General features: G+C 62.1%; 18 protein-coding genes. 12 read left to right on the forward strand and 6 right to left on the reverse strand.

Annotated features, from left to right (window positions below):
* Positions 1-49 precede the first annotated feature (49 nt).
* Positions 50-1,009 carry an L-threonylcarbamoyladenylate synthase gene (locus EGN72_RS17590; RefSeq protein ID WP_127049990.1) on the reverse strand — a complete coding sequence of 320 codons (960 nt, stop codon included), beginning with the start codon at positions 1,007-1,009 and terminating at the stop codon, positions 50-52.
* Positions 1,010-1,130: 121 nt separating this feature from the next.
* On the opposite strand from EGN72_RS17590, the gene EGN72_RS17595 reads away from it, so the two are divergent.
* From EGN72_RS17595 to EGN72_RS17620, 6 genes are all read left to right on the forward strand, one after another.
* Positions 1,131-2,843 (forward strand): acyl-CoA dehydrogenase, encoded by a 1,713-nt coding sequence (locus EGN72_RS17595; RefSeq protein WP_127049992.1) that lies wholly within the window; start codon positions 1,131-1,133, stop codon positions 2,841-2,843.
* Between the two features lie 5 nt (positions 2,844-2,848).
* A complete protein-coding gene (locus EGN72_RS17600) occupies positions 2,849-3,883 on the forward strand; it encodes an MBL fold metallo-hydrolase (RefSeq protein ID WP_127050508.1) in 1,035 nt (344 codons plus the stop codon).
* The gene (locus tag EGN72_RS17605; protein ID WP_127049994.1) at positions 3,873-4,337 is read left to right on the forward strand and encodes a DUF6173 family protein; all 465 of its coding nucleotides are present in this window, start codon (positions 3,873-3,875) and stop codon (positions 4,335-4,337) included. The genes EGN72_RS17600 and EGN72_RS17605 overlap by 11 nt, the downstream gene beginning before the upstream one ends.
* Before the next feature lie 96 nt (positions 4,338-4,433).
* Positions 4,434-4,568 carry an aa3-type cytochrome c oxidase subunit IV gene (locus EGN72_RS17610; protein ID WP_127049996.1) on the forward strand — a complete coding sequence of 45 codons (135 nt, stop codon included), beginning with the start codon at positions 4,434-4,436 and terminating at the stop codon, positions 4,566-4,568.
* Between the two features lie 58 nt (positions 4,569-4,626).
* Positions 4,627-5,241, forward strand: coding sequence for a hypothetical protein (locus EGN72_RS17615; protein WP_127049998.1), 615 nt, complete (start codon positions 4,627-4,629; stop codon positions 5,239-5,241).
* Positions 5,238-5,822, forward strand: coding sequence for a GNAT family N-acetyltransferase (locus EGN72_RS17620; protein WP_127050000.1), 585 nt, complete (start codon positions 5,238-5,240; stop codon positions 5,820-5,822). Before EGN72_RS17615 ends, EGN72_RS17620 begins: the two co-directional genes overlap by 4 nt.
* On the opposite strand, the gene EGN72_RS17625 is transcribed toward EGN72_RS17620, so the two are convergent.
* Both EGN72_RS17625 and greA read right to left on the reverse strand, forming a co-directional pair.
* On the reverse strand, positions 5,819-6,835 hold the full coding sequence (locus EGN72_RS17625; protein ID WP_127050002.1) for a hypothetical protein: 1,017 nt from the start codon (positions 6,833-6,835) through the stop codon (positions 5,819-5,821). The genes EGN72_RS17620 and EGN72_RS17625 overlap by 4 nt on opposite strands.
* 45 nt (positions 6,836-6,880) lie before the next feature.
* On the reverse strand, positions 6,881-7,351 hold the full coding sequence (gene greA / locus EGN72_RS17630; protein WP_199743774.1) for a transcription elongation factor GreA: 471 nt from the start codon (positions 7,349-7,351) through the stop codon (positions 6,881-6,883).
* Between the two features lie 297 nt (positions 7,352-7,648).
* On the opposite strand from greA, the gene EGN72_RS17635 reads away from it, so the two are divergent.
* From EGN72_RS17635 to EGN72_RS17645, 3 genes are all read left to right on the forward strand, one after another.
* A complete protein-coding gene (locus EGN72_RS17635) occupies positions 7,649-9,298 on the forward strand; it encodes an electron transfer flavoprotein-ubiquinone oxidoreductase (RefSeq protein WP_127050006.1) in 1,650 nt (549 codons plus the stop codon).
* Between the two features lie 228 nt (positions 9,299-9,526).
* Complete coding sequence (locus EGN72_RS17640) at positions 9,527-11,230, forward strand: tetratricopeptide repeat protein (RefSeq protein ID WP_127050008.1); 1,704 nt, start codon at positions 9,527-9,529, stop codon at positions 11,228-11,230.
* Entirely contained in the window at positions 11,220-12,131 is a 912-nt protein-coding gene (locus EGN72_RS17645) for a 4-(cytidine 5'-diphospho)-2-C-methyl-D-erythritol kinase (RefSeq protein WP_127050010.1), read from the forward strand. The genes EGN72_RS17640 and EGN72_RS17645 overlap by 11 nt, the downstream gene beginning before the upstream one ends.
* Here the strand turns inward: EGN72_RS17645 and EGN72_RS17650 are convergent.
* Positions 12,107-13,102 carry a polyprenyl synthetase family protein gene (locus tag EGN72_RS17650; protein ID WP_199743775.1) on the reverse strand — a complete coding sequence of 332 codons (996 nt, stop codon included), beginning with the start codon at positions 13,100-13,102 and terminating at the stop codon, positions 12,107-12,109. The genes EGN72_RS17645 and EGN72_RS17650 overlap by 25 nt on opposite strands.
* A gap of 148 nt (positions 13,103-13,250) precedes the next feature.
* On the opposite strand from EGN72_RS17650, the gene EGN72_RS17655 reads away from it, so the two are divergent.
* The 3 genes from EGN72_RS17655 to EGN72_RS17665 all read left to right on the forward strand — a co-directional run bounded on the left by EGN72_RS17655 (position 13,251) and on the right by EGN72_RS17665 (position 14,504).
* Entirely contained in the window at positions 13,251-13,466 is a 216-nt protein-coding gene (locus EGN72_RS17655; protein WP_127050012.1) for a DUF2007 domain-containing protein, read from the forward strand.
* A gap of 14 nt (positions 13,467-13,480) precedes the next feature.
* Positions 13,481-14,239: a tRNA1(Val) (adenine(37)-N6)-methyltransferase gene (locus EGN72_RS17660; RefSeq protein WP_127050014.1), complete on the forward strand. Its 759-nt coding sequence runs from the start codon at positions 13,481-13,483 to the stop codon at positions 14,237-14,239.
* Between the two features lie 100 nt (positions 14,240-14,339).
* Entirely contained in the window at positions 14,340-14,504 is a 165-nt protein-coding gene (locus EGN72_RS17665) for a YdcH family protein (protein WP_127050016.1), read from the forward strand.
* On the opposite strand, the gene EGN72_RS17670 is transcribed toward EGN72_RS17665, so the two are convergent.
* Both EGN72_RS17670 and phbB read right to left on the reverse strand, forming a co-directional pair.
* The gene (locus EGN72_RS17670; RefSeq protein ID WP_127050018.1) at positions 14,485-15,369 is read right to left on the reverse strand and encodes a DMT family transporter; all 885 of its coding nucleotides are present in this window, start codon (positions 15,367-15,369) and stop codon (positions 14,485-14,487) included. The genes EGN72_RS17665 and EGN72_RS17670 overlap by 20 nt on opposite strands.
* Positions 15,370-15,484: 115 nt before the next feature.
* Positions 15,485-16,207, reverse strand: a complete 723-nt coding sequence (gene phbB, locus EGN72_RS17675) for an acetoacetyl-CoA reductase (RefSeq protein WP_127050019.1) — start codon at positions 16,205-16,207, stop codon at positions 15,485-15,487.
* Between the last annotated feature and the right edge of the window lie 58 nt (positions 16,208-16,265).

Genomic DNA, 16,265 nt, shown 5'->3' on the forward strand with positions numbered 1-16,265 from the left:
AAAAATACCTATACCCGGCCCGCCGCCCCACAACCCAGCGCAGGCAAAATCAGGGCCGCGGGGCCGCAGCGCGGCGCAAACGGTCATTGATCGCCCGGCCCAAACCCTGCTCGGGGATCGGCGCAAAGGCAATGCCCGCCCCTGCCCCGGCCTGCGCATCGGCCAGCCGCAGGATATGGAACAGATTGGCCGCCGCCTCGATCAGATCGCCCGAGGCCGAAAGCGTCAGCGGCGCCTGCGCGCAATCGGGGCCGAAACCCACCCAAACCTCTGTTGGTTGCGGGGTCGTCACGCCCAAGCGCACCCGTGCCTCCGGCGCGTAATGCGAGGCAAGCTGCCCCGGCGCATTGGGCTTGGCCGCATTGCCACCACTGGCAAGCGGCTGGCCCAACGCGGCCTCCAGCGCTTCTTGCGGCAAACCACCGGGCCGCAGCAAAACCGGCCCCGGCTCCAGCCCCAGAATCGTGCTTTCCACCCCGACAGCGCAGGGGCCACCATCCAGCACCGCCTCGATCCGCCCGGACAGGCCCGCCATCACATGGTCGGCACGGGTCGGGGAAATGCGCCCCGACGGGTTTGCCGAAGGGGCGGCCAGCGGCCCGCCAAAGGCCCGCAGCAAGGCGCGGGCGGTGGCATGGGCCGGCACCCGAATGGCCACCGTATCCAGCCCCGCCGTCACCAAAGGTGACAAGCCCGCATCGGGCCGCAAGGGCAATACCATCGTCAGCGGTCCGGGCCAGAACGCATCCGCAAGTGTCCGGGCCAGATCAGGGATTTCGGCGTAAAGGGCCGCTGCCTCCAGATCCGGCAAATGCACGATCAGCGGGTTGAAATGCGGGCGGGCCTTGGCGTCAAAAATCCGGGCCACCGCCCGATCCGCCCGCGCATCACCGCCCAACCCGTAAACCGTTTCGGTCGGAAAGGCGACAAGCCCGCCCTCCCGCAGAATTTCTGCGGCAGCAGCGATACCGTCTGACGTTGCGTCAAGGATTTGGGTTTTCATCGGCATCGTGACGTAGCGTTGACCTTGAAGGCTGGGGCAGCGGCGTTAGTCTTGCCGCTTACCGGACATACTTGTGTAAGGTTCATTTGCCAAGCTCATGCCCGTATTTATGCCTGAGGAGAGTTTTATGCCCTATCGCGCACCGCTGACCGATTTTCAGTTCCTCTTTGACCATGTGGTGGGTTTCGATCAGGTCGCCAAGACAGAGATGTTTGCCGAAGCGACCCCCGACACGGTCGAGGCGATCCTGTCCGAGGCAGGCAAGCTGTGCGAAACGGTTCTGGCCCCCTTGCAGCGCCCCGGCGATCTGCACCCGGCGCGGCTGGAAAACGGGGTTGTGCGCTGCTCTCCCGGTTTTGCAGATGGCTATCGCGCGATTGTCGAAGGTGGCTGGGTCAGCATCGCGGCCAGCCCCGAATTTGGCGGCATGGGCCTGCCGATGGCGCTGACGAGCGCCGTCAATGAAATGATGGGGTCGGCCTGTTTGTCGCTGCAATTGAACCCGCTGATGACCCAAGGCCAGATAGAGGCGCTGGAACATCACGCCAGCGATGAGATCAAGGCGCTGTATATCCCCAAGCTGATTTCCGGCGAATGGTGCGGCACGATGAACCTGACCGAACCGCAAGCGGGCAGTGACGTGGGCGCGCTGCGGACCAAGGCAGAACCGAATGGCGATGGCTCCTATGCGATTTCTGGGCAGAAAATCTATATCAGCTGGGGTGATAATGATTTTACCGAAAACGTCTGCCATCTGGTGCTGGCCCGCCTGCCCGATGGTGCGCCGGGGACCAAGGGCATCAGCCTGTTCATGGTGCCGAAGGTGATCCCGAATGCCGATGGCAGCCTAGGCGCGCGCAATTCCCTGCAAGTTGTCAGTCTGGAACATAAGATGGGCCTTCACGGCTCCCCCACCGCTGTCATGCAATATGACGGGGCCAAGGGCTGGCTGGTGGGTGAGCCGCATAAGGGCATGGCCGCGATGTTCACCATGATGAACAACGCCCGTCTGGGTGTGGGTATTCAGGGGATTTCCGCAGCAGAAGGCGCGTATCAGCACGCGCTGGCCTATGCAAAAGACCGCAAGCAGGGCAAAACGCCGGTGGCAGGCTCTGGCGCGATCATCGACCACGCCGATGTGCGCCGCATGCTGGCGGTGATGAAAGCCGAGGTGTTCAGCGCCCGCGCCATCGCCCTGTCCTGCGCCGTGGCGATTGATATGGCAAAGGCCACAGGGTCGGCCGAATGGGCGGCGCGCGCGGCTCTGTTGACACCTGTCAACAAATCCTTCGGCACCGAAACCGGGATTGCCGTGGCCGACATGGGTATTCAGGTGCATGGCGGCATGGGCTTTATCGAGGAAACCGGCGCCGCCCAATACCTGCGCGATGTCCGGGTGACAGCGATTTACGAAGGCACCAACGGCATTCAGGCGATGGACCTTGTGGGCCGCAAGATGATGGACGGGGGCGAGGCCGCCTTCCGCCTGATCGAGGAAATCGAACAAAACGCCCATAGCGTGCGCGCCCAATATCCCAATATGGCCACCGCAGTCTGGAACGCTGCCGAAAGCCTGCGCGAGGCGACGGAGTTGCTGGTCGGCCAAGATATGAACGACCGTTTTGCCGGGGCCGTGGCCTATCAACGCGCCTTTGCCCGCGTGCTTGGCAGCCATTTCCACCTGCGCGCCGCCATGGCCGAGGGGCATGATGGCCCGCGCACGGCCCTCGCCCGCGTGGCGATCAAGCGCCTGTTGCCGGAACATATCGCCTTGCTGGCCCAAGCTCGCGCCGGTGCTGCCGAGCTTTATGCCCTCACGGATGAGGATCTTGCCGCGTGAATGTGATGGCGGCAGGCATCCGCTATCCCTACGCAGACCCACCCGCCGAAGGCGAGGCCATTGAAATCGCCCCCGGCGTGCTGTGGATGCGGCTGCCGCTGCCGATGGCGCTGGACCATGTGAATATCTTTGCGCTGGATGATGGCCCCGGCTGGACGGTGATCGACACCGGCTTTGACAGCAAACGCGGCCGCGCGATCTGGCAACGCCTGCTGGCCGGGCCTTTGGGGGGCAAGCCGGTAACGCGGGTGATCGTGACCCATCACCACCCCGACCATATCGGCCTTGCGGGCTGGTTGCAGGCACAAGGGGCCGCGCTGCACACCACTCGCACCGCGTGGCTTTACGCGCGGATGCTGGTGCTGGATGAACAACCCACCCCCCTGCCGGAACAGGTGGCGTTTTGGCGCGCGGCAGGCATGGCCCCGGACCTGCTGGCGCAGCGCATGGCCGAACGCCCGTTCAACTTTGCCGATGTGGTGGCCCCGCTGCCGCTTGGCTTCACCCGCCTGCAACAGGGGCAAGCGATCACCATGGGCGGGCGGCGCTGGACCATCCGCATGGGCAACGGCCATGCGCCGGAACACGCAACCTTCTGGTCACAAGATGACAATCTGGTGCTGGGCGGCGACCAGCTTTTGCCTTCTATCTCTGCCAATATCGGGGTTTACCCGACCGAACCCGATGCCGACCCTTTGGGCGAATGGTTGGAAAGCTGCGCGGCCTTTCAACCCTTGGCCCGTGACGATCAACTGGTGCTGCCCGGCCATAAGCTGCCCTTCACCGGCCTGCCGCTGCGCCTGCACCAGATGATTGAAAACCACCACGGCGCGCTGGACCGGTTGCGCGCGCATCTGTCGACACCCCACACCGCTGCCGAGTGTTTTTTGCCCATCTTCAAGCGTGACATCACCGGCGGCGCCTATGGGCTGGCGCTGGTTGAGGCGGTGGCGCATCTGAACCACCTCTTGCATCGCGGCGAGGTTTGCCGGACCATGAACGAGACAGGCGCTTGGACTTGGGTGATGCATGACAGATGACATAATGACCGCCGCCGAGGCGATGGAGGCCAGCGCCATGCCACATGCCCGCGTGGTTCATTGCAGTGAAAATGCGCCCGCCACCGCCGAACAACTGCCCCTGCCCAAGGCGGTTGCCGACAAGCCCGTCTCGCAGAAAAGCCCGGCGGAATGGGCGTATGAGCGGGTGATCCTGTATCTGAAGAATTTTGAAGAGCAACTGGACCAGAATCACGAGGTGGCCATGGGCTTTACCGGCAGCACGGCAGGTGTGCTGCGGATCGAAGGTCTGGGCTATTTCGACCCCGATATCCTGACCTTCTACGGTGTGGATGAGGAGGGCGCGCGGATGCAACTGGTGCAGCATGTAACCCAGTTGAACGTGGCCCTGCGCGCCGTTTCCAAACAATCCCCCGCCGAAGAGCCCGCCCGCCGGATAGGCTTTCGGCTGGCGCAGGATTTGGGTGAGGCCTGAGCGCCGCGCTTTTGCGGCATTTTGCCTGCCCCCGTGACAGGGCAGAATGAATCGGGTAAAGGACGAAAGAACTTGGAATTTAGGGGAGATGCCACAATGGCTGAACACAAGCACGGCAGCATGGATATCAAAGCACAGGAAAAGGCCTTTGCAGGGTTTATCCGTATGGTCACTTGGGGTGCCGCGATTTCGATCGGTGTTCTGATCTTCCTGGCTTTGGCCAACGCCTAATTTTCTTTTGGCTCCATGATTTTGGCGGCGCGCGTTTCGCGCGCCGAAAGGGATAGCTATGCGCCGTTTGTATATGTGCTTTGTCGCCATTTTGTTTCTGGCCGCCTGCGGCACGGCACAGCCGACATGGGCGCCGGATGCAGATGTGGCCCGCGCGCGCTATGTGCATGGCGGCCCGCCCTCGATCACGCTTTACACCGTTCTGGCAACCCGCGACGGCTCTGGCGCGCATGCGGGCTTGCTGATCAACGGTTCTCAGCGCGTCATGTTTGACCCGGCGGGCACATGGCGCCACCCGCGCCTGCCCGAACGCAACGATGTGCATTTTGGCATGACGCCCCTGATGGTGGATTTCTACATCGACTATCATGCCCGCGAAACCTTTGATGTGATTGAACAAACCATCGAAGTATCGCCCGAAGTTGCCGAATTGGTGATGCGGCGCGCGATGGAATACGGGGCCGTGCCCAAGGCGCAATGCACGGTTGCCACCTCCAAGATTCTGCGCGGTGTGCCGGGTTTCGAAGGCCTGCCAAGCACATGGTATCCGAAAAAGCTGATGAACGCTTTCGGGCAATTGCCGGGCGTCAAGACGAAGCGGATCACCGATACCGACACCAATGACAATCACGGCGTTTTGCTGGTGCAAGCGGGCGATCCGCGCCTGCAATGACGGTTTCGCTGCGCCGCGGCCTGCCCGAGCATTTGCGCCCAGAGGCAGCCGCCCTGTATTGGGAGGCCTTTGGCGGCAAGCTGGGGCGGGTGTTGGGGCCAAAACCCAAGGCCATCCGCTTTCTGGAACGGGTTTTGCGCAGCGATCATGCCTTTGTGGCCCTGTCAGACCGGGGCGATCTGCTTGGGCTTGTCGGGTTCAAGACGGCCAACGGGTCTTTTGCCGGGGGCGAGATGGCAGATATGCGCGCCGTCTATGGCCTGTTTGGCGCAAGCTGGCGCGCGGCATTGCTGGCCCTGCTGACGCGGGATGTCGAGAACCAACGGTTTTTGCTGGATGGTATCTGCGTCGCCCCGCAAGCACGCGGCCAAGGTGTTGGCACCCTGCTGCTGGAGGCGATCTGCGCCGAAGCGCGGCAGCGCAATTATCCGGCGGTGCGGCTGGATGTGATAGATACCAACCCCCGCGCCCGCGCCTTGTATGAACGCTTTGGATTTGAGGCGCTGCGCAGCGAAAATCTGGGGGTGTTGCGGCATGTGTTCAATTTCACCCGCTCGACCACCATGGTCAAAACGCTTTAGTCAAACGTCCCCGTCACCCGCCCCAGCAGCATGAAGGCGCGCGCGGTGCGGGTTTCGGCAAGGTCTGCCAGTTCCGCATCGGTGGCGTTCTTTTCAAATTCGGCAAAGGTCTTGTCAAAGCTGCGCAGGAAATGATGCGCGGCATCGCGGAATACCGGGTCTTCGCGCATGCGCGACGCCGAAAGCGCAAGGCTGGAGCGATCGCGAATCCCGCCCAGCGGTGCAATCTCGCGCCCACGTTCGCCACTGGCAAAGCGGCGCCAAACCTCGGGGCGGCAGCGCTCTGGCTTCAGGTCATCCATATAGATGCCTTCCTGGCTGAGCAGGGTCAGCACATCCTGCGCCGCGCGGATCAGACGCGAGGTCTTTCGATCCTCCAGCGCAAGCCGCAGGGCACGGAACCCGGCTTTATCCTCCGCGCTTTCGGGGAAGTGCAAGGCGCGCACAAAATCGGCCACCGACAGCGGCGCGCGCAATTCTTCGGCGGGTGTGCCAAGCGCCAGCGTGGGCTGTTCATCGGCAGCCGATTTGATCGGGATCGACAGCGCGGCCTTGCGATCTGCCGAAGGCACCGTCAAAGCCGTGTCGCGGCGCGAGGTGAACATGGCCAGTGCGCTTTCGGTCTTGCGTTGCGCGGCGGCAATTTCGTCCAGCTTCTTTTCCACCGATGGGTTGCTTGTCGCCCCGCCCTGCTGGCCTACGACATAGGCGTGGCGCATTGCATCCACCGCCACTTGCAACCGCGCCGCTTCGTCCCGCAGGGCGCGGATGGTGCGCGCCGTGGCCACAATGCCCCACAGCAATGCCAGCGGCAAAAACACCACCAACAGCGTCATCAGAATCGATAAGGGCCCCGTCATCACGCTTTCCGGCGCCATGACAAGCTGGGCAACCACCGCAACCACCCAAACCACAGCAAAGGCCAGAGCGATCATCTCTGACAGATGCGGCTTGCTCCGCTCTGCTGGCAGTGGTGCGCCGCGCTTTGCGGCCTGTTGCCCTGCGTCACTCATCTGTCGTTCTCACCTGAACCCCTTAGTCCACCCATGTAGCACGGATCAGACAAATTTGATCGAAAGCACTTCATAGCTGCGCTGGCCGCCGGGGGTGTTCACCTCGACCGTGTCGCCTTCGTCTTTGCCGATCAAGGCGCGGGCCAGCGGGGATTTGATGTTGAGCAAGCCTTTTTCAAGATCCGCCTCGGGTTCCCCGACGATCTGATAGGTGCGCTCTTCCTCGGTATCTTCGTCCACCAGCGTAACGGTGGCGCCGAATTTCACGGTGCCGGTGAACTTGGTCGGGTCGATCACCTCGGCCAGCGACAAGATCGCCTCCAACTCCTTCACCCGCCCTTCGATAAAGCTCTGCTTTTCGCGGGCAGCGTGATATTCGGCGTTTTCCGACAGGTCGCCATGCTCCCGCGCTTCGGCAATCGCGCGGATCACAGCCGGGCGTTCCACCGACTTCAGCACCTTGAGTTCTTCGTCCAGCGCGTTGAAGCCCGCGCGCGTCATCGGAATTTTTTCCATAGGCCTACACGTAAAAGTAAGAAAGCCACGGCCGTTGCGGGCCATGACCTCGTTTCTGGGTTGCTGCGCCTTACCCAATAGCAGCCACGCGGCAATTGCAAGAGGAATGGCAAGGCTTGCGCGGCCCATTGCCGCGCTTAGGCGCAAGGACGCAACGTATAGGCTGGATCAGCGCGGATTTACAGGCTTTGATATGCGGTAAAGATTGAAACTGTGATCTGGCTGGGCTAGCCAGTCACGCAAGAATGTGACGGATAGGTGCGCGTTTGCGCCACAAAGATGCAAGGGAGTTTTCAGATGGCCGAAGTCGAGCGCGAGGCGATGGAATATGACGTTGTGATCGTCGGGGCCGGGCCTGCCGGGCTGTCCGCTGCGATCCGCTTGAAGCAACTGGATGCCGATCTGAACGTGGTTGTGCTGGAAAAAGGGTCCGAGGTGGGGGCGCATATCCTGTCGGGTGCGGTGCTGGACCCGTCGGGCCTTGATGCGCTGCTGCCCGATTGGCGCAACATGGGTGCCCCGATCAAGACCGAAGTGGTTGAGGATAATTTCTACATGCTGGGCGAGGCGGGGCAAATTCGCATCCCCAATTTCCCGATGCCGCCCTTGATGAACAACCACGGCAATTACATCGTGTCGATGGCGAATGTCTGCCGCTGGATGGCCGAACAGGCCGAAGGTTTGGGGGTTGAGATTTTCCCCGGCATGTCCTGCTCGGCGCTGGTTTATGGCGACAAGGGCGAGGTGAAAGGCGTGATCGCGGGCGAAATGGGCCTTGCCGCCGATGGCACCCCCGGCCCGAACTATGAACCGGGGATGGAGCTGCACGGCAAATATGTGTTCCTGTCCGAAGGGGTGCGCGGGTCGCTGGCCAAGGAAGTCATTGCGAAATACGACCTGTCCAAGGGCAAAGAGCCGCAGAAATTCGGCCTTGGCATGAAAGAGATCTGGGAGATCGACCCCGAAAAGCACAAGCTTGGCACAGTGACCCATACGATGGGTTGGCCGCTGGGCAGCAACGCGGGCGGCGGGTCCTTCATCTATCATCTTGAGAATAATCAGGTTTATGTCGGCTTCGTGGTGCACCTGAACTATCAGAACCCGCATCTTTACCCCTACATGGAATTCCAGCGGTTCAAGCATCACCCGATGGTCGCCGAATTGCTGAAAGGCGGCAAGCGCGTGGCTTATGGCGCGCGGGCAATCTCGGAAGGCGGGTATCAGTCGATGCCGAAGATGGTCGCCCCCGGCGTGGCGCTGCTGGGCTGTTCGGTTGGCATGGTCAACGTGCCGCGCATCAAGGGCAACCATAACGCGATGCTGTCAGGCAAAGCCGCCGCCGAGGCGGCCCATGCCGCCATCACCGCAGGCCGCAGCAGCGACGAACTGAGCGCCTATGAGGCCGAGGTGAGGAGCGGCGCGATTGGCGCTGACCTGAAAAAAGTGCGCAACGTCAAGCCCTTGTGGTCCAAATTCGGGCTTGTTGCTTCGCTTATGGCGGGCGGATTCGATATGTGGACGAATACGCTGGGCTTTTCGCTTTTTGGCACTTTGGGCCATGGCAAGACCGATGCCGCCGCCACAGGCAAGGCAAAGGATTTCGCCCCGATCAATTACCCGCGCCCCGATGGCGTGCTGTCCTTTGACCGGCTGACCAATGTGGCGTTTTCCTTCACCAACCACGAGGAATCGCAGCCTGCGCATCTGAAGCTGAAAGATGCCGCCATCCCGATCAAGGTGAACCTGCCCGAATATGCCGAGCCCGCGCAGCGTTATTGCCCGGCGGGGGTGTATGAGGTGGTGGCCGAAGACGGCAAAGACCCGCGCTTTGTCATCAACTTCCAGAACTGTGTGCATTGCAAAACCTGCGACATCAAAGACCCCAGCCAGAACATCAACTGGACCACGCCGCAGGGCGGCGACGGGCCGAACTATCCGAACATGTAAATGGGCCTGCGCCGCGCGCGCAGACGCATCTGGCAAAGGGCGGGCCGATGGTGCCCGCCCTTTTTCGTTGCAAATGGCCCTTGTCCAACACGCACACGGCCCATCCTTTCGCGGCAAACCCTAACAATCGCGCGAGGCAGGGGCCAAACCCGGTTTTTGACCGCTGGGTCGCATTGCCTTGCCCCCGCGCGCGCACTACCCTGCCCCAAACCCTATGGGAGATTTTATATGCAGTTCCGCCCCGTTCTTGCCGCCGCATTGCTGGCGATGTGGTCGCAACCCTTGGTGGCGCAGGCGCAGGGCATCGACCCCGGCGCCTATCTGGCCGCGCGTGTGGCAGGCACCTCGGATGATTACCGCGAGGCGGCGCATTGGTTTACCCGCGCGCTGATCGCCGCGCCTGATGATGTCTGGCTGATGGATGGGGCGATTGTGGCGCAGCTTGGCGCGGGCAATCTGGATGCAGCAATTGCGGTGGCGCAGCGCCTGAAATCCAAAGGGGCGAAATCGCAACCCGCCGAATTGGCGCTGATCGCCGACCAAGCCAAGCGCGGCGATTTTGAGGCGCTGAAGGCGACCGAGGAAGGTGGCCGCACCGGGGCCCTGTTGCTGGATGGCCTGATCCGCGCTTGGGGGGAATTGGGCACAGGCCGGATGTCCGAGGCGCTGGAAGCCTTTGACGCAATGGCGCAAACCGAAGGGCTGCAAGCCTTTGGCCTGTTCCACAAGGCCCTGGCCCTGGCCTCGGTCGGGGATTTTGAAGGGGCGGAAAAGATCTTCGCGGGCGAGGAAGGCGGCACCATCAACGTGATGCGGCGCGGCACCATGGCGCATATCCAGATCCTCAGCCAGTTAGAGCGGAACCAAGACGCCATTGCGGTGCTGGACAAGGCCTTTCCCGGCGAAAGCGACCCCGAGGTGACGGCCCTGCGCGCGCGGCTGGAAACCGGAGAGCCTGTGCCCTTTGAGGTGACGCGCAATGTCACCGACGGGATTGCCGAGGTGTTCTTTACCCTTGCGCTTGCGCTGAACGGTGAGGCATCGGACGGGTTCACCCTGCAATATGCCCGCGTGGCATCCTATCTGCGCCCGGATCATGCCGAGGCGATCTTGCTTGCCGGGGCGATGCTGGAAAACCAAGGCCAGTTTGATCTGGCGACCGAGGCCTATGCCACCGTCCCGCGTGAGGATGGCGGCTTTTTTGCCGCCGAGATCGGGCGCGCGCGGTCGTTGAAAGGCGCGGGCAATCTGGAAGCCGCGCTGGAGGTGTTGAACGGTCTGGTGCGCGACAACCCGACGCTGATTTCGGTGCATCTGGCCTTGGCCGATATGCTGCGCGGTGCCGAACGCTGGGCCGAGGCCAGCGCCGCCTATGACGGTGCGGTCGCGCTGATCCCGCAGCCTGCACCGGCGGGGTTCTGGTCTGTCTATTACAGTCGCGCGATCACGTTGGAGCGTCAGAAAATCTGGGAACGCGCCGAGGCCGATTTCCGCAAAGCGCTGGCGTTGGAACCGGATCAGCCGCAGGTGCTGAACTATCTTGGCTACAGCTTTCTGGAACGGGGCGAGAATTATGAGGAAGCGCTGTCGATGATCGAACGCGCGGTCGCCCAGCGCCCTGACAGCGGCTATATCATCGACAGTCTGGCTTGGGGCTATTTCCTTGCCGGGCGCTATGCCGAAGCCGTGGAACCGATGGAGCGCGCCTCGGTGCTGGAACCGGTGGACCCGACCGTGACGGACCATCTGGGCGATGTCTATTGGGCCGTGGGCCGCAAGCGGGAGGCCCAGTTTCAATGGCGCCGCGCCCTGTCCTTTGACCCGGAAGAAGACGTCGCCGTGCGCATCCGCCGCAAGCTTGAAATCGGTCTTGACGAGGTGCTGAAGGAAGAGGGTGCGAAGTCTTTGTCCGATGTCGCGAATGGTAACTGAGCAGGCTTTTGCCAAGATAAACCTGACGCTGCACGTCACTGGCCAGCGCGACGATGGCTATCATCTGCTGGACAGTCTGGTGGTGTTTGCCAGCATCGGCGACCGGCTGGATGTAGCTCCGGCAGCCGTGTCCTCGCTGATGCTGGAAGGGCCATTCGGGGCCGAAGTGCCCGCCGATATGGATAATCTTGTGTTGCGGGCGGCGCGGCTTTTTGCGCCATCGCAAGGTTTCGCCTTCACCTTGCAAAAGCACCTGCCGCCTGCCTCTGGCATTGGTGGCGGTTCGGCAGATGCGGCGGCGGCCATTCGTGGCGTTGTTCGACTTATGGTCGCGGGGGGCGAGGGCAGCGCTGTCGAAGACAGCCTCCACCAGATTGACCGGGACAAGGTGCTGCGTCTTGGGGCCGATGTGCCGATCTGCCTGTTCTCCCACCCCGCAAGGATGCGCGGAATCGGAGAGCGGATTTCCTTTGTGAAAACCCCGGAATGTTGGATAACCCTTGTCAATCCACGGGTAGAGGTGCCAACGCCGCAGGTCTTTAAAGCCTTGACCACCAAGCAGCACCCCGCGATGCCCGATGCCCTGCCCGATTGGCCCGATGCCACAGCGCTTGCGGCTTGGCTGCGGGGCCAGCGCAACGATCTGCAAGCCCCCGCCCAAGCCATTGCGCCGGTGATCACCGATGTTCTGACCAGTCTTCAGGCGCAACCCGGCACGTTGATCGCGCGGATGTCCGGGTCTGGTGCCACCTGCTTTGCGCTTTTTGCTGATGCGGCCGGGGCCAAAGCGGCCAGCGCGGCGATTGGCCGGAACCACCCGGACTGGTGGGTGGCCGATGGGTCTGTTTTTCCCGGCAGCAAAGCCGCCGAACTAAATCAGTTGATGCGCGAGACGACGTAATCCGCAAGGTCCTGCAAGGCGTTGCGCAAGCGATGCTCTGGCAGGATATCCAGCGCGCTGCGGGCTTTGGCCGCCCAAGCCAGCGCATCGGCGCGGGCCGCCTCCATCGTGCCGTGACGGGCCATGATCGCCATGGCCTGCGCCAAATCCCCCTCGCGCTGGTCGCCCTTGCCGATGGTGCGTTGCCAAAAGCTGCGTTCCTCGGCATCGGCCTGCGCGATGGCCTTGATAACCGGCAGAGTCAGCTTGCGCTCGCGGAAATCATCGCCGGGGTTTTTGCCGATCACAGCCTCGGACCCGCCGTAATCCAGCAGATCATCCGCGATCTGGAACGCAATCCCCAGCGCATCGCCATAGGCAAACAGCGCGCGCACATGATCTTCGGGCGCGCCCGCTATCACGCCGCCCACCTCTGTCGCCGCAGAAAACAGAGCGGCGGTTTTGCCGCGCACCACTTGCAGATAAATCGCCTCGGTGGTGGCCAGATCCTGTGCGGCGGTCAGTTGCAGCACCTCGCCTTCGGCAATCGTGGCCGAGGCATTGGCCAGAATGTCCAGAACCCGCAGCGACCCGGTTTCCACCATCAACTGAAAGCTGCGCGAAAACAGATAATCGCCCACCAGAACGGCAGTCTGGTTGTTCCACAGGATATTGGCCGTCTTGCGTCCGCGCCGCTTTTCGCTTTCGTCCACCACATCATCATGCAGCAGCGTGGCGGTGTGAATAAACTCCACCGTTGCGGCCAGATGCACATGATAGGGGCCATCGTAACCACACAACCGCGCCGCCGCCAATGTCAGCAAAGGGCGCAAGCGCTTGCCGCCTGCCCCGATCAGATGGTCCGTCACCTCGGGGATACGCGGCGCATGTTCCGAGGCCATCCGCGCGCGAATCAGGGCGTTGACGGCGGCCATATCCTCGGCCAGCCAAGCGGCCAGTTGATCCTGCGGTTTCGCGACTGTCTGGTTCATGCCTTGCCCCATCTGCACCGTTCTGGCCTTGGTTGTCACCTTCCTGTGACCTGTTCAACCCCTTACACCCACCACAGCCCCATCCATCCTTGTTCACGCTGATGTCAGCAACCTCGACAGGCGCGCGCCCAACGATTATGTCCAAGGTATGAAAGAGCTTTTGCGCACGACCGATCCGACAATCATCGCCTGGGCCAGCGCGCTCTTGCAGGGTGAGGGTATAGAGACGTTTGAGATTGACGTCCACATGAGCATACTGGATGGCTCCTTGGGCATATTGCCACGGCGGCTGATGGTGATGGACCGCGATCTGTTCATCGCGCGGGCCGTGTTGACCGATAATGAAATTCCAACGGGGCAATAGGGTTCGATTACGGGATGTTTGCGCCAGAAGACCTGACAGATGACGCATTCCTCGGGGGCCGCTTGCAGCTTTGGCAACCCCGGCGCGGCTACCGCGCAGCAACCGACCCGGTGCTGATGGCCGCCTGCTGCCCGGCCGAACCGGGGCAAAGCGTGCTTGATCTGGGCTGTGGCGCGGGCGCAGGTGCGCTGTGCCTTGGGGCACGGGTGCCGGGGCTGACGCTGGCCGGGCTGGAACTGCAAGCCGACTATGCCACCTTGGCACGGCGCAACGCGGCGCGCGCGGGCTTGGGGTTTGAGGTGGTCGAAGGCTCCATCCTTGATATGCCCCGCGCGCTGCGCCGCGATTTCGATCATGTCATCACCAACCCACCCTATTACCCGCCCGTTGGCACCCCCGCCGCCGATGAAGGCCGCAATCTGGCCCTGCGCGAAGAGGTGCTGCTGGCCGATTGGATCACAGCCGCCAAGCGCCGCGTCATGCCTTTGGGCTGGCTGACGCTGATCGTGCGTGCAGACCGTCTGGGCGATGCGCTGGTGGGTTTGGGCGATAGCATGGGGTCAGTGACCATCCTGCCCTTTGCCGCGCGCGAGGGGCGCGAGGCCGGGCGTGTGGTGATCCGGTCGCGCAAAGGCGGGCGGGGGGCCTTGCGCCTGCTGGCCCCGTTCGTGCTGCATGACGGGGCCGAACACCCCGGCGACCGCGACAACCATTCCCCCCAAGCCGAACAGGTTTTCCGGCACGGACACGGGCTTGGGCATTTGTTTAGCTAAGTTCTCGGCAATCTGTGGCCGATGCTGTTCGGTTTTCCGTGACAAGTTGTAAAACTTATGTTGCACTGGTGTAACGGAAACCGTTTACAGGAGGACTCGAATGACCATTGCTTCGCACCTGCAGGAACTCCGCCGCAAGCATGAAAACCTTTCATCCATGGTTGAACAAGCGGAACGTAGCCCCGGTGCAGACCACCTTAAGGTTGCTGAACTCAAGAAACAGAAGCTTCGGCTGAAAGAAGAGATTACGCGTCTGGCACAATAGCCTGACGCCCGGCACTGGCGCGCGCTGCCAGTGCCGCACCCGCCGTGATAAGCACCGTGGCGACAGCCAGTGATGCGGTCGGTTGCGCGATACCCGCAGCGACCAAGACCAAAGTAGACAATAGCGGCGCGGCATAGGAGGCGACACCCAAAAGCTGGATGTCGCCTTTTTTCATGCCGATATCCCAAGTGAAAAACGCAGCCCCCACCGGGCCTATCCCCAGCGCCAGCACCGCGCCCCACCCCAGCGGGGTGGCAGGCCATTGGGTGGTTTCCAGCGTCAGATGCGCCAGCAAGGACAGGGCGGCCGTGGCAAGGCAATAGATCGTCACGCTTTCTGTCGGCACAGCCCCCAGACGGCGCGACAACACCGAATAGCTGGACCATGTCAACGCGCACAAAAAGGCCAGCGCCAGCGCAGGCAGGGAGTTGGCCCCGCCATCCCCGCGCGATGCAACCACGATCAACCCCGCGCCCAGCAGCGCGATAAACGCCCCGATCACATGGCCCTTGCGCAAACGCTCTCCCGGCAGCAGGCCCGAGAACAGCACGATAAACAGCGGCCAAAGATAGGCGATCAGCCCGGTGGCGGCTGTGGGGCCCCAGCGAAATGCAGTGAAATAAAAGAAGTGATAACCAAAAAGCCCCAATGTGCCAAAGGCATAGACCTTCCAGCTGATCTTGCGCAAGGCGCCAAGCCCGATGCCCCGCGCCGTCCAGACGAGCCCGATCACCCCGCCGATGCCAAAGCAGATCGCGCTGAGTTGAAAGGGCGGCACCGGGGCAGAGCCGATGGTGAACAGCGCCAGAAGCGCCCACATCAGGACAGCGGTAAAGCCGATGAGCGTGGCGCGGGGGCGAGTCATTCCAAAGCCTTTTCTGCGGGGTCAGCCGTGGATAGGTATTTGGACCAAGATGAAACCGCAACCACGAAAAAGGGGCCAGCCTGTGGCCAGCCCCTGAATGCCCTGTCCGATGGGATCAGACGAAGAATTGCGCGCCGTTTGCGCTGATGGTGGAGCCGTTGATAAAACTTGCATCATCCGAGACAAGGAACGCCACGCAGCGCGCGATTTCTTCCGGCTCGCCCAGACGACCAGCAGGGATGCCTGCAATGATCGACTCGCGCACTTTTTCCGGCACGGCCATGACCATTTCGGTCGCGATATAACCGGGGCAGATGGCGTTGGCGGTGATGCCCGCGCGCGCGCCTTCTTGTGCGAGGCTTTTCACAATGCCCAGATCGCCCGCCTTGGTCGCGGCATAGTTCACTTGCGCGAATTGCCCCTTTTGCCCGTTGATCGAGGAGATCACGACAACACGGCCAAATTTCCGCTCGCGCATGCCCGGCCAGATCGGGTGAACGGTGTTGAACACGCCTGTCAGGTTGGTGTCGATCACCTGATGCCACTGTTCGGGCGTCATCTTGTGGAACGGCGCATCGCGGGTGATGCCCGCATTGGCCACGACGATTTCCACGGGGCCAAGATCAGCCTCTACCTTGGCGATGCCGGCTTTGGAGGCCTCATAATCTGCAACGTTCCACTTGTAGGTCTTGATTCCGGTTTCGGCTGTGAACTTCGCTGCGGCATCGTCATTGCCCGCATAGTTTGCGGCAACCGTGTAGCCGGCGTTCTTCAACGCGATTGCAATCGCTGCGCCAATACCGCGCGACCCCCCGGTGACAAGGGCGACTCTAGACATGATAGTTCCTCCACGTGATTGATTTGTAATAGTGTTATCGAAACCAATATGCGGACGC

The organism is Pseudorhodobacter sp. E13 (genome assembly GCF_003991405.1).
Classification (GTDB): Bacteria; Pseudomonadota; Alphaproteobacteria; order Rhodobacterales; family Rhodobacteraceae; genus Pseudorhodobacter.

Bases quoted from the DNA above. Each gene is read 5' to 3' on its own strand.
- EGN72_RS17590 (WP_127049990.1), bottom strand. From the start codon at position 1,009: ATGCCGATGAAAACCCAAATCCTTGACGCAACGTCAGACGGTATCGCT.
- EGN72_RS17595 (WP_127049992.1), top strand. From the start codon at position 1,131: ATGCCCTATCGCGCACCGCTGACCGATTTTCAGTTCCTCTTTGACCAT.
- EGN72_RS17600 (WP_127050508.1), top strand. From the start codon at position 2,849: ATGGCGGCAGGCATCCGCTATCCCTACGCAGACCCACCCGCCGAAGGC.
- EGN72_RS17605 (WP_127049994.1), top strand. From the start codon at position 3,873: ATGACAGATGACATAATGACCGCCGCCGAGGCGATGGAGGCCAGCGCC.
- EGN72_RS17610 (WP_127049996.1), top strand. From the start codon at position 4,434: ATGGCTGAACACAAGCACGGCAGCATGGATATCAAAGCACAGGAAAAG.
- EGN72_RS17615 (WP_127049998.1), top strand. From the start codon at position 4,627: ATGCGCCGTTTGTATATGTGCTTTGTCGCCATTTTGTTTCTGGCCGCC.
- EGN72_RS17620 (WP_127050000.1), top strand. From the start codon at position 5,238: ATGACGGTTTCGCTGCGCCGCGGCCTGCCCGAGCATTTGCGCCCAGAG.
- EGN72_RS17625 (WP_127050002.1), bottom strand. From the start codon at position 6,835: ATGAGTGACGCAGGGCAACAGGCCGCAAAGCGCGGCGCACCACTGCCA.
- greA (WP_199743774.1), bottom strand. From the start codon at position 7,351: ATGGAAAAAATTCCGATGACGCGCGCGGGCTTCAACGCGCTGGACGAA.
- EGN72_RS17635 (WP_127050006.1), top strand. From the start codon at position 7,649: ATGGCCGAAGTCGAGCGCGAGGCGATGGAATATGACGTTGTGATCGTC.
- EGN72_RS17640 (WP_127050008.1), top strand. From the start codon at position 9,527: ATGCAGTTCCGCCCCGTTCTTGCCGCCGCATTGCTGGCGATGTGGTCG.
- EGN72_RS17645 (WP_127050010.1), top strand. From the start codon at position 11,220: ATGGTAACTGAGCAGGCTTTTGCCAAGATAAACCTGACGCTGCACGTC.
- EGN72_RS17650 (WP_199743775.1), bottom strand. From the start codon at position 13,102: ATGAACCAGACAGTCGCGAAACCGCAGGATCAACTGGCCGCTTGGCTG.
- EGN72_RS17655 (WP_127050012.1), top strand. From the start codon at position 13,251: ATGAAAGAGCTTTTGCGCACGACCGATCCGACAATCATCGCCTGGGCC.
- EGN72_RS17660 (WP_127050014.1), top strand. From the start codon at position 13,481: ATGTTTGCGCCAGAAGACCTGACAGATGACGCATTCCTCGGGGGCCGC.
- EGN72_RS17665 (WP_127050016.1), top strand. From the start codon at position 14,340: ATGACCATTGCTTCGCACCTGCAGGAACTCCGCCGCAAGCATGAAAAC.
- EGN72_RS17670 (WP_127050018.1), bottom strand. From the start codon at position 15,369: ATGACTCGCCCCCGCGCCACGCTCATCGGCTTTACCGCTGTCCTGATG.
- phbB (WP_127050019.1), bottom strand. From the start codon at position 16,207: ATGTCTAGAGTCGCCCTTGTCACCGGGGGGTCGCGCGGTATTGGCGCA.